The sequence below is a fragment of the Streptosporangium sp. NPDC002544 genome (assembly GCF_040295965.1).
Classification (GTDB): domain Bacteria; phylum Actinomycetota; class Actinomycetes; order Streptosporangiales; family Streptosporangiaceae; genus Streptosporangium.
In genome coordinates this window covers 196,483-207,946 of record NZ_JBEOWJ010000016.1, presented here as the reverse complement: position 1 = coordinate 207,946, position 11,464 = coordinate 196,483, and the positions used below count along the sequence as shown (strand labels likewise).

The window sequence follows — 11,464 nt, the reverse complement described above, 5'->3', positions numbered from 1 at the left end:
GTGTTAAGCACGCCGCCAGCGTTCGTCCTGAGCCAGGATCAAACTCTCCAAACAATGTCTGAACAGTTGCTCCCGGCTGAAAGCACCCATCTCACCGATGGATGTTCAACCAAAGGAATCCGTCCCCCACCCCGATGAAAGGGCAGGTTGGACAGGGTTGTGCTTCATGCACTGGCTTTTAACACACTGTTGAGTTCTCAAGAAACGGACGCGTACACCGTTGTCCGCAGACCCGCGTTCGCGGTGTCCCGGACTTCGGGGCGTTCCATTCCGTGTCACCATCTTATCGGATCTGCCGGGTTTGTGTCAAATTGTCGGCTTCCCGACCATCGACCCAGACCCGCCGAATCCGCTAGGATTGCGACCACCCTGTCTCCAGGGCAACCCCTCTAACTTACTCCAACATCCGGTCGATGTCCAACTCATGCAGACACGCCCGATTTGTCGGGATAGCGAGAGGGTTTTGCCGGGCACTCCGCCCACCCGGGAGATTCTGGATCCGGGGGCTCGTTGCCCTGCGAGAAGAACACTACCAGGACTCTCACGTCACAGAGACAACTTGCCAACCATCCCCGGGGCTCGCGCGTCCCAAACAGTCATAGGAAGTCGAAGTGCGCAACCAGACGTCAAGCCATTCGCAATCGACTCTGGATACGAAGTAGGCGCGAGGGTCAGGATCCTGACTCCGCCGTGGAGGTGAGCACCATGACCCGCTCGGAGTTCGACGACATCCGCGCGCACATCGACGCGGAGGCCGATCACCCAGGTGACTTGTTGAGAGTCGCCAGGTCTCTGCTGAACGACCTTGAAGACGCACGCATGCGAGAGGCGACCCTCCGCGCCTACTACCTGCGTCTCCTCACCGCGGCTCGGGCAACGGTCGCCGCGGAGGCGGCCGGCTACCCGGAGCCGCTGACCTTCCTCACCGACGAGCTCGCCAAGCGTGGTCAGCTCCCGACATCCGAGGACGAGGTGAACCGGATCCTGGCAGACGCCCACACAGCGGCCATGCTGCTGGCCTATCTTGAGGAGAATCCTCTCGGAACCACCCCGATGAACACCGGAGGGGCTCGCACGCGCAGGTGTGCCGGCACAAGCCGTAGCATCCCCCGATGAGGCGTTCCACGTCATTGACCTGGTCTTGAACCGAGATCTGTAAGACTCCAGGCATGTTGCAGCGAGGGCTGAATTGGGCTGCGGCGACCCTCGTGGGCGTCTTCGGCTTCGTCTGGACCGGTGTAGTGATGTTCGCGGCCGTCGAGACCTCGACGTGGACGTGGGTCGGGCAGGTCTCCTTCGGGGCCTTCCTCACCTGCTGGGCTCTTTACAAGGCGAGCCTGCTGGTGCGTCGCGCCAAGCCCGGTTTCGTTCCGCGGCATCGCCGGGTGGGGGCCGGACGAGCCACGGCTCCGTGACGGCGCCTCAGGTCGGCCCCTGCCCCCCCTCCTCTCCCTTCAGCGACCAGGGGCACTGGGCAGACCAGTCACGGAAACGCAGAAGGCCCTGATCTCCAGGAGATCAGGGCCTTCGTTGGTAGCGGGGACAGGATTTGAACCTGCGACCTCTGGGTTATGAGCCCAGCGAGCTACCGAGCTGCTCCACCCCGCGTCGGTGTGTGTTTGAACACTAGCCGCAATTCCCCTCCGGCTGCAAATCGGCGCGGGGACGCGGGTTGACTTATCCCGCGCCCCCCGCTCGCGGATAACCCGGTCGCAGTGTGATCACGCAGGTCAGGACGGCCGTGGCCGAAGGCATCGCCCTCACCCGCCACCTCGCGCACGGACGGGGCACCAGAGCTTGAGCGGTGAACGCTTTACGTCGGCTGTGGACCCCGCGCGAGGGTTACCCGGCCGGCCTCCCGGCCCCGGTTCAGGAGAAGCCGGGGAAACGCAGAAGATCCCGGTCGCCGTTTCCGGCGACCGGGATCTTCGTTGGTAGCGGGGACAGGATTTGAACCTGCGACCTCTGGGTTATGAGCCCAGCGAGCTACCGAGCTGCTCCACCCCGCGTCGGTGTATGTCTGAACCATACCCGGCTTTGGAGGTGGACGCGAATCGAATAGCGCTGGGCCCCTGCATCGGCCCCCCTAGGAACTTGGCGGGGGCGATGGCGTCGCCGACGGAGCCGGTGTGCCGGACGGTGTCGCCGAGGGTGACGGGCTGGGGGTGACCCCCGTTGTCTCGGCGGTGTCCTTCAGCTTGCCCAGCGCCTTCTCAAGCTCCTGCTGGGCGGTGCCGTACTCGGTCCAGTTCGGCGGGTTCGCCTGGAGCGCCTTCTGCGCCTTGTCGTACGCCTTCTGCACCTCGTCGATCGACTTGGCCAGCTCGGTGGTGGGCTTGGCCTCCTCCGGCTTCGCCTCACCGGACGTGTTCTCGCCCTGCGGCGTGCTCTGGGTGCCGTTGCCGAAGACCTGCTCCAACGCGCCCTTGAGCGTGTCTGCCGAACCGACCTTGTTGCCGTAGGCCACCAGGACCCGGCGGAGGATCGGGTACGGCTCCTGGCCGGAGGCGGCCGCGATCTCCACGTAGACCGGCTCGACGTAGACCAGGCCGTCGGCGAACGGCAGGGTCAGCAGGTTGCCGTAGCGGACCTTCGCCTGGCCGAGTCCGAGCAGGTTGAGCTCGCCGGAGAACTTGTTCTGGAAGTTGTTCTGCACCTGGCCGGGTCCGGGAATCGTGGTGTTGGACGGCATGCGCAGGATGCGCAGCTTCCCGTAATCCGGTCCGGGGTTGGCGTCCACGGCCATGAACGCCGCCAGGTTGGGCCCCTGGCGCGGCACGAACGTGGTCGTCAGCGAGAACGAGGGCGCCGAGGTCTTCGGCATCTTGACCGACAGGTAGTACGGCGGCTGCTTGGTGTCGTGGTCGCCGGACGGGTCGTTCGGGACGTTCCAGAAGTCCTGGCCGCTGTAGAAGGCGTTCGGGTCGGAGATGTGGTACTGGGAGAGCACGTCGCGCTGGACCTTGAACAGCGCCTCCGGGTAGCGCAGGTGCTGCTTGAGGTCGGGCGACATCTCCGTCTGCGGCTTGATGATGCCGGGGAAGGCCTTGCGCCAGGTCTGCAGGATGGGGTCCTTCTCGTCCCACGCGTACAGGCTGACGGTGCCGTCGTAGGCGTCGACCACGGCCTTCACCGAGTTGCGCATGTAGTTGATCTGGTCACGCGGCTGCGGCACCACCAGGCGCGGGTCGGTGATGGTGTCCCGCGTCATCGCCTCCAGGCTCTTGCTCTGGGAGTACGGGTAGGCGTTGGAAGTGGTGTAGGCGTCGGAGATCCAGACCACCCTGCCGTCGACGATGGCGGGATAGGGGTTGTCGTCCAGGCTCAGGAACGGCGCCGCCTTGGCGATGCGCGCCTGCGGGTTGCGCTCGTAAAGGATCTTGGAGTTCGCGTTGATGTCTCCGGAGAGCAGCAGGTTGATCTCGCCGTACTTGGCGGCGTAGAGCATCCTGTTGATGAACGAACCGACAGGGACCCCGCCCTTGCCGTCGTAGGTGGTGTTCTTCTGGCCGGTGCCGCCGCTCTCGGGGTAGTCGAGCTCCTGCTGCTTCTCCCCGCCGCCGCCGACGACGACGTACTGGGTCGAAGCGGGCGCCTCGCCGAAGTAGATCCGCGATTCCTTGAGCTTCGTCCGCTCCACCAGGGAGCCGGTGACCGGCATGTCCTTGGCGTCGAAGTTGGGCAGGCCCTCGGAGTCGACCTCGTTGCCGGGCGCGGCCACGAAACCGTTGCCGTGGGTGTAGACGAGGTGCCGGTTGATCCAGTTGTTCTGCTCCGCCGGCGGTCCGGTGAGCTCTCGTACGGCGACGACGGTGTCACGGATCGTGCCGTCCGCGTCGGGGTAGCGGTCGACGTCGAGCGGCTCGTGGAAGTCGTAGTAACCGCGGATCCGCTGCTTCTGCTGGTAGGTCTTGGCGACCAGGCTCGGGTCGAGCAGGCGCACGCCGGAGATGGAGCTGTCGGCGGTGACGTTGACCTTGCTCGGGTCACCCTGAGCCGTGTAGTCGATCACCTCGGCGTCGTCCACGCCGTAGGCTTTTCGTGTCGCGTCGATGTTGCGCTTGATGTACTCCTGCTCCTTGCCCTGCTGGTTCGGCTTGACCTGGAACTGCTCGACCAGGGCCGGGTAGACCCCGCCGATCAGGATGGCCGAGAGCACCAGGAGGCCGAAGCCGACGCCGGGCAGCATGCCGCCGGATCGCACGACCCCGGCGAAGAACAGGACGGCGCAGATCAGCGCGATGATCGCCAGGATGTTCTTGGCGGGAAGCACCGCGTTGACGTCGGTGTACGAGGCACCGTGTCTGAAGCCCCGGTCGGAGAAGACCAGCCCGTACCGGTCGTACCAGTAGGCGACCGCCTTCAGCAGCACGAAGATGCCGAGCAGCACCGACAGGTGCGCCCGGGCGCCGCGCGAGGCGTGCACGCCGGGTGACTGGAGCCGGAACCCGCCGTACAGGTAGTGCACGATCGCCGACAGCAGGGCGGACAACACCACCGCGACGAACAGGAAGTTCAGCACCATCCGGATGAAGGGATAGGTGAACATGAAGAAGGAGATGTCGTAGCCGAACTGCGGGTCGGTCTCACCGAACGGCGTCGCGTTGATGAACTCCAGCCAGGTCTTCCACTGACCGGAGAAGGATGATCCCGCGAACAGGCCGAGCACCGCCACACCGATCAGGAAGATCAGTTTGCGGTGCGGGTCGAGGGCCATCCGATACCGGTCGGCACCGCTGGCACCGCCGAACATCCCGGGGCCGAACATCGGCCGCATGCGGTACGCCATCAGCATGTTGCCGCCGACGATGCCGACCATCAGCAGCGCACCGACGACGAACAGGAGGATCTGCGTAACGATCACGCCGGAGAAGACGGCCGTGTAGTCGACCGATTCGTACCAGAGGTAGTCGGTAAAAATGCCAGCAAAGAGGAAGAATAACGCGACTATCACGACCAGAGTGATCGCGACGGGAAGTAGCAGTCGTGGCCGGCGGGGCAAGCGCATTGCCCTACCGGCTCCGGGGGTCCGGAAGCTCAAGGCCAACCCCTTGTCGTAAGAGCACGGTCCGTGTCTGGAAACCTACACCGGCGAGAGTTGGGGCGCGCTTAGCCTTTCGGGCACGGTCCGGCCACAACAGTCCGCTGGTATCGGGTCCATCGGTAGCAACGCGCAAGGGTCCTGATGAGTGCCCCATGACGAACTCCAGACCCGAAAATTCAACTTTCTTTGCAAACCGGACATCACGCTCACCTCGCCGTCGAGCCCGCGGAGCCGCCCCTCCAGCGCGGATCGCGTGCACCGTGGCGTCCTGGCGCACGGTCGGCATCCGGCCCGGTTCCGGCGTCAGCCGGTCGGGCAGCTCTGCACGGAACCCGAGCCGGTGCGGATCGAGTCGATCGCCTGAACGGCCTGGCGCAGCGTCTCGACCTTGACCAGCCTGAGCCCGTCCGGGATCGCTCTGACCGCCTCGGCGCAGTTTTCGGCCGGGGTCAGGAAGACCGTCGCACCGGCCCTCCTGGCACCGACCATCTTCTGCTGGATGCCGCCGATCGGGCCCACGTCGCCCTCCGCGGTGATCGTCCCGGTCCCCGCGATGGACTTGCCGCCGGTCAACGACCCCGGGGTGAGCTTGTCGACGATGCCCAGGGAGAACATCATCCCCGCGCTCGGCCCGCCGACGTCGCCAACATTGATCTTGACCTCGAAGGGGAACTTGTAACCGACCCGCATGGTGATGCCCACGATGGGTGCTCCGTCCTTACCTGCGACGGTAGGGACGGCGATGGTCAGGCTCTGGGCGCCACGGTTGACGACGAAACTGACCTCTTCGCCCGGCTTGTGCTTGCGAACGGAGGAGGAGACGGTCTCCCGATCGGCCACGGGCGTGCCGTCCACCGAGACGATCTCGTCACCGGCCTTGAACTTCCCGTCGGCCGGCATGCCCTTCTCCGTGGAGCCCACGGTCACGATCGAGTTGTAGGGAATCCTCAGCTCGGTCAGCGCCGCCGCGGTCGCATCGTCCTGGGAGTTCGTCATCTCCTGGGTGTTCTGCTCCTCGACCTCCTTGGCGGTGGTCGCCGGAGGGAAGATCGTCTCCTCGGGCACGACCGCGATGGTGGGATCGATCCATCCCCTGAGCGCGCTGAACAGATCGATTCTGGTTCCGGGGCCGCCCTGGTAGGCGACGGTGACGAGGCTGAGCTTGCCGTCGGTCGGATACGTCTGGTGTCCCTCGATGCTGATCACCGGTTTGCCGTCGACCTCACCGATGGTGTTCTCGGTCGGCCCAGGGCTCAGCACGACGTACGGCACCGGCAGCACGGCGCCGACCAGCGCGAGCATGAGCGTGAGAAAGCCCGCCACCATCAAAGTCAGGGCTCGTCGGGACATGGACAAAGCCTATGCCGTACGACAGGTCATGAAACCGCACCCGGACGCCGCCGCGCCGACGGGCGCATACCCCTCAGCCGAGATCAATCGCAGGCTCCCACCCACTCGGAGGAACCGTCGGTGAAAAACTGGTTCTTCCAGATGGGGACCTGGCTCTTGAGATCGTCGATCAACCTTCTGGATGCCTCGAACGCCTCACCGCGGTGCGGCGCGGCGACCGCCACGACGACCGCGACGTCACCGAGCCTCAGATCGCCGACCCGGTGAACGGCCGCCAGGGCGGTCACCGGGAAGTCCACGGCGACCTTCTCGGCCACCCGGCGCAGCTCGCCCGCGGCACTCGGATGTGCCGAGTAGGACAGGCTCGTGACCGGCCTGCCGTGATCCTCTTCTCGTACCGTGCCGACGAAGACCGTCGTACCGCCCGCGGCGTGATTGCCGACGGCGGCGAGCACCTCGTCGACGGAGAGCGCGCTGTCGCGAATATCGAGCAACCGGATGACATCCACGCACAGAGTTTACGGCGACGCTAACGCGTCGCGGTGAGGCCGCTCTTGTCCGGCTCCTTCCCTCGTCGACCGGGGCCGCTCGTTCCTCGCGACCCCGCTCTCCTCAGTCCAGTCGCCGGCGCGGCCTCACGGGAAGTCCCCCAAGGGGAGGCATGGGGCACGTCCCCGGGGTGATTCTTGGGGCGGGAGAACGGCGCGTTCCTTCTCCTCAGTCCAGTCGCTGGCGCGGCCTCGCGGGGGTCCAGTCCCCCGGCGCGGCCGCTCCCTCGGGCTCTCTGGGGCCGTCAGGGGCGGCGCTTCTTGCGGGCGGCGCGGACGATCGCCGCGGTGCCGAGGACGGCGACGGTGGCGCCGGCCGCGGTGAGCGTGGCCTCCTTGCCGGACAGGCGGCGGCCCACGACGGCGTGCCTGCCACCACGCAGCTCCAGGAGCTGCTCGAACGCGGCCTCGTTGGTCCACATCGGTTTCCAGCCGACCTCGCGCAGCGTCGCGCAGTCGACCACCCAGGGGTAGACGACGTAGTGCAGGTCGGTGGCCGGAGCCGGGGTGACGCCGAGGCGGTGCAGGCGCTGGGCGGTTCCGAAGGTCAGCCCTGCGGGCAGTTCCAGCCGGCGCAGCCCGGAGATCTCCTCCACCTGCTCCTGCTCCAGCCAGCCCTCGCCTCCGACGGCCACCACCCCGGAGACCGTGCCGAGCGCCGCCATCTCCAGGACCGCGACCAGGTCGTCCACGTGGCAGAACTGCCAGCGAGGGTTGCATCCCTTGACGGTCAGCAGCCGGGGCGCCTCGAAGTGCCGGGTCACCACGCTGTCGACACCGGGGCCGACCACGGCCGCGGGTCTGACCACGGTCACGTCGAGACCGGGGTGGCTGCGCAGGGAGCGCCGGGCCAGTGCCTCGATCTCCAGATGGTCACCGACCATGCCCGTATCCGGCTCGGCGGCGACCTCGGAATCCTCAGGCAGCGGGACGGGATTGTCGGGTACGGCTCCGTACACCATGGCGCTGGTGACCAGCACGACCCGCCGCACCCTCGCCGCAGCACTGGCGGTGAGCACCGTCTGGGCCGCGCGCAGGTTGTAGGCGCGTCGCTCCGCGGGGTCTGCGTCGAGCGCGTAGTCACCGGCCAGGTGCACGAGCACGTCAATATCGGATATGCGGTTCGCCAAGAGCGGATCTCGAACATCGAGCACCCGCCATGTGACATCGGGCACATCTCCGCGCTGCTCGTCGATGGCCACAACCCTGCGGAAATCCGCAGACGAGGCGACCTTCGCGAGGAAAGCACGGCCTATGCCCGAGGCGGCGCCGGTGACGGCGACGACAGGGGGGCGGGAGCGTTTCGAGGTAGGCACCAGGTCCTCACTTTGCACTGACCCGCCATGCGACGGATAACGTGGCGGATGTGGACTCCTCCATCCTGCACGAGGTAGAGCGGTGACTGACTTGCCAGGTCGGGAAAACGACCCCAACGACAATCCGTTCGCCATGTTCGGCGACCCGGAGCAGATCGCAGCGGCAATGCGCCAGTTCGCCGACATGCTCTCCGCTCCGCCGACCTCAGGTCCCGTCAACTGGGACATGGCGAAGAACATCGCACGGCACGTTGTGGTCGCCGAGGGCGATCCCAGTGTCATGGAGGGCGAGCGACGCCAGGTCGTCGACGCCCTGAACCTGGCCGACCTTTGGCTCAATGAGGCCACCTCCCTACCGAGCGGGGTGAGCAACCCTCAGGCGTGGAGCCGTTCGGAGTGGATCGAGAAGACCGTCCCCGTCTGGCAGAAGCTCTGTGACCCGATCGCCGCCCGCATGGTCGAGACCATGAGCGGCACGCTCGGCGCCTCCGGTCTGCCCCCGGAGGCTCAGGCCATGGCCGGGCCGCTGATGGGGATGATGAAGCAGATGGGCGGCATGATGGTCGGCCAGCAGATCGGCCAGGCCATCGGCTCGCTCGCCCTGGAGGTGATCGGCGCCACCGACATCGGCCTGCCGCTGTCGGACAACGCCGCCCTGCTGCCCGGCGGCATCTCGGCGTTCAGCCAGGGTCTGGAGACCCCCGCCGAGGAGATCCGCCTCTATCTCGCCCTGCGCGAGGCGGCCCACCACCGGCTGTTCCAGCACGTGCCGTGGCTGCGCGCGCACCTGCTCGGAGCCGTGGAGGAGTACGCCAGGGGTATCACGGTGGACGCCTCCGCCCTGGAGGAGCAGCTCCGCGGGCTCGATCTCAACAATCCCGAGCAGCTCCAGCAGGCGCTGAGCGGCGGCAACCTGCTCAAGCCCGAGGAGACCGAGCGGCAGAAGGCCGCCCTGTCCCGGCTGGAGACCATGCTCGCTCTCGTCGAGGGCTGGGTCGGCACCGTCGTGGACGGCGCCGCGGACGGCAAGCTCCCCTCGGCGACGGCGCTGGCGGAGACCGTACGGCGGCGCAGGGCGACCGGCGGCCCCGCGGAGCAGACCTTCGCCACGCTCGTCGGCCTCGAACTCCGGCCTCGCCGCCTGCGCGAGGCCGCCACCCTGTGGCAGGCGTTGGAATCCGACCGGGGCATCGACGGCCGCGACGCGGTCTGGAGCCACCCCGACCTCATGCCCACCGCCGACGACCTCGACAACCCCGAGGGGTTCGTACGGGGCGAGCCCGAGCTCGACCTGTCGTCCCTGGAGGGATCTCTGCGCGAGCCTCCCGCCACTCCCGGCGAGGACGATGACAAGGGCGATGACAAGGGCGGCGCCGGTGGGGGCGGCGCGTGAGCCTGCGCGCCGACGCGCGGGACGTGCTCACGGGGTGGATCGCGCCCACGGCGGAGGAGGAGATCCTCCGCAAGGAGTTCCTGGATCACGTACACGCCCATGATGACGCGATGTGGCGCGAGTGCGTCACCGGTCACCTGACGGCCACGACCGCGGTGCTCTCCCACGACGGCGAGCGGGTTCTGCTGACGCTGCACCCCAAGGCCGGGATGTGGCTGCCCATGGGCGGCCACTGCGAGCGCGGCGATGTCTCCCTTGAGGCGGTGGCGATGCGTGAGGCCACCGAGGAGTCCGGTATTCCGGGCCTGCGGCTGCTGCCCGGTCCGCTGGCACTCGACCGGCACCGGGTCTGGTGCCATCCGCCGCACAGCAGCCATCTGGACGTGGAGTACGGCGCGGTCGCCCCTGCGGACGTCGAGGCCGTGATCAGCGCCGAGTCGCTCGACCTGCGCTGGTTCCCCGTGGACGAGATCCCCGAACTCTCCGACGAGGCGACCCGCCGCCTGGCCCGCCGCGCCCGCGAGGCCCTGCGCTCCGGTTGACCGGGAGCCCGGCCCGGTACCGGCTCGGGCCCTTGCGGCTCGGTGCCACCGCGGCTCCGGATGGCTGGACGCTCGCCCTGTGCGGCTCGGCGACGACCGCACCGGGCGGCGCGGCGGCCACCGGGGGGTTCCCGGAACGCATAGGTTCCGATGAATCGGTCGATTTCCGGCCGTCTTCCGCGGGCGTTGGACCGTTTTATGCTTGTCTCACCTCTGCCTGGATATCTTCGTTCCCAATCAGGCTGTACAGAGCGGATCGGGGCACTGTGAGCGTAGACATCGTGGCTGACAGGAGCGCCAGAGGCGCGGTCGTGACGCCGCCGCGGCGCTGGAGGATCCCCAAATCCCTCGCCTGGGCCGCGGTGACGCCGTTCGCCGCCTGGGCGGTGGCCCGGGTGGCCGGACTCGAACGTGACTCGCTGACCACCCAGCTCATGACCGGTACCCCGTACGTGGCGGCCGCCTCGCTGGTACCGGTGCTGCTGTCCGCGCTGACCCGCAACCGGGCCGCGACGGCCGTCGCGCTGGTCACCACCGCGGCGCTCGGCCTCAGCGTGCTCCCCAGGGCCTTTCGCTCCGGGGATGTGGTGACGGGAACGCCCCTGCGGGTGCTGACACTCAACACGCTGTTCGGGCATGCCGAGCCCGACGCCGTGATGGACCTGGTCCGGCGGCTGGACCCGGACGTGCTGAGCACCCAGGAGCTGACCCCGGGAATGGTCGAGAAGCTGGAGGCGGCCGGTCTTGGCGGCGTCATGCCGTACCAGGTGCTGGAGCCGGAGTGGAGCGCCGGCGGCAGCGGCCTGTACTCCCGGTATCCGCTGACCCCCAGGGAGAACCTGTTCGAGGCGATCGGGCACAACATGCCCGCCGCGCTGATGACCATCCCCGGCGCCAAGCCCGTCGAGATCATCGATGTGCACCCCTTCCCGCCGCTGGGCAGGCAGGTGTACGACTGGACGGCGGCGCTGGACGCCCTGCCCTCCGCCGCGCCCGACACGATCCGCATCCTCGCGGGCGATTTCAACGCCAGCCTCGACCACGCGGCCATGCGCCGTTTTCTTGGCCGTGGCTATCAGGACGCGGCCGACAGCGCCGGAGAGGGGCTGACCCCCACCTGGCCGGTCAACAAGCGCGTCCCGCCGCTGATCACGATCGACCATGTCGTGGTGGACCGGCGGGTGGGCGTGAACGCGGTCAGCGTGCACAGCGTTCCCGGCACCGATCACCGGGCCGTCTTCGCCGACCTACGCCTGCCCTCGCCCTGACGG

General features: G+C 67.6%; 9 protein-coding genes and 2 tRNA genes. 5 read left to right on the top strand and 6 right to left on the bottom strand.

Annotated elements, in window-relative coordinates:
* The first annotated feature begins 705 nt into the window (after positions 1-705).
* Positions 706-1,116, top strand: a complete 411-nt coding sequence (locus ABT061_RS24865) for a hypothetical protein (protein ID WP_350922020.1) — start codon at positions 706-708, stop codon at positions 1,114-1,116.
* Positions 1,117-1,169: 53 nt separating this feature from the next.
* Positions 1,170-1,415: a hypothetical protein gene (locus tag ABT061_RS24860; RefSeq protein ID WP_350922018.1), complete on the top strand. Its 246-nt coding sequence runs from the start codon at positions 1,170-1,172 to the stop codon at positions 1,413-1,415.
* Between the two features lie 116 nt (positions 1,416-1,531).
* Here ABT061_RS24860 and ABT061_RS24855 read toward each other — a convergent pair.
* From ABT061_RS24855 to ABT061_RS24830, 6 genes are all read right to left on the bottom strand, one after another.
* Positions 1,532-1,608: transfer RNA gene (locus ABT061_RS24855), tRNA-Met, on the bottom strand.
* A 324-nt stretch (positions 1,609-1,932) separates the two neighbouring features.
* Positions 1,933-2,009: transfer RNA gene (locus ABT061_RS24850), tRNA-Met, on the bottom strand.
* A 77-nt stretch (positions 2,010-2,086) separates the two neighbouring features.
* Entirely contained in the window at positions 2,087-5,008 is a 2,922-nt protein-coding gene (locus ABT061_RS24845) for a UPF0182 family membrane protein (protein WP_350922016.1), read from the bottom strand.
* A 339-nt stretch (positions 5,009-5,347) separates the two neighbouring features.
* The gene (locus tag ABT061_RS24840) at positions 5,348-6,394 is read right to left on the bottom strand and encodes a YlbL family protein (RefSeq protein WP_350922013.1); all 1,047 of its coding nucleotides are present in this window, start codon (positions 6,392-6,394) and stop codon (positions 5,348-5,350) included.
* An 83-nt stretch (positions 6,395-6,477) separates the two neighbouring features.
* Positions 6,478-6,903: a molybdenum cofactor biosynthesis protein MoaE gene (locus ABT061_RS24835; RefSeq protein WP_350922011.1), complete on the bottom strand. Its 426-nt coding sequence runs from the start codon at positions 6,901-6,903 to the stop codon at positions 6,478-6,480.
* Positions 6,904-7,187: 284 nt separating this feature from the next.
* Complete coding sequence (locus ABT061_RS24830) at positions 7,188-8,261, bottom strand: NAD-dependent epimerase/dehydratase family protein (RefSeq protein WP_350922032.1); 1,074 nt, start codon at positions 8,259-8,261, stop codon at positions 7,188-7,190.
* A gap of 79 nt (positions 8,262-8,340) precedes the next feature.
* Here ABT061_RS24830 and ABT061_RS24825 point away from each other — a divergent pair, with 79 nt between their 5' ends.
* The 3 genes from ABT061_RS24825 to ABT061_RS24815 all read left to right on the top strand — a co-directional run bounded on the left by ABT061_RS24825 (position 8,341) and on the right by ABT061_RS24815 (position 11,461).
* Positions 8,341-9,651 carry a zinc-dependent metalloprotease gene (locus ABT061_RS24825; protein WP_350922009.1) on the top strand — a complete coding sequence of 437 codons (1,311 nt, stop codon included), beginning with the start codon at positions 8,341-8,343 and terminating at the stop codon, positions 9,649-9,651.
* Positions 9,648-10,193, top strand: coding sequence for an NUDIX hydrolase (locus ABT061_RS24820; protein WP_350922007.1), 546 nt, complete (start codon positions 9,648-9,650; stop codon positions 10,191-10,193). The genes ABT061_RS24825 and ABT061_RS24820 overlap by 4 nt, the downstream gene beginning before the upstream one ends.
* A 281-nt stretch (positions 10,194-10,474) precedes the next feature.
* Complete coding sequence (locus tag ABT061_RS24815; RefSeq protein WP_350922005.1) at positions 10,475-11,461, top strand: endonuclease/exonuclease/phosphatase family protein; 987 nt, start codon at positions 10,475-10,477, stop codon at positions 11,459-11,461.
* The last annotated feature ends 3 nt before the right edge of the window (positions 11,462-11,464 follow it).

Excerpts from the sequence above, each read along its gene's own strand:
- ABT061_RS24865 (WP_350922020.1), top strand. The coding sequence starts at position 706 with ATGACCCGCTCGGAGTTCGACGACATCCGCGCGCACATCGACGCGGAG.
- ABT061_RS24860 (WP_350922018.1), top strand. The coding sequence starts at position 1,170 with ATGTTGCAGCGAGGGCTGAATTGGGCTGCGGCGACCCTCGTGGGCGTC.
- ABT061_RS24845 (WP_350922016.1), bottom strand. The coding sequence starts at position 5,008 with ATGCGCTTGCCCCGCCGGCCACGACTGCTACTTCCCGTCGCGATCACT.
- ABT061_RS24840 (WP_350922013.1), bottom strand. The coding sequence starts at position 6,394 with ATGTCCCGACGAGCCCTGACTTTGATGGTGGCGGGCTTTCTCACGCTC.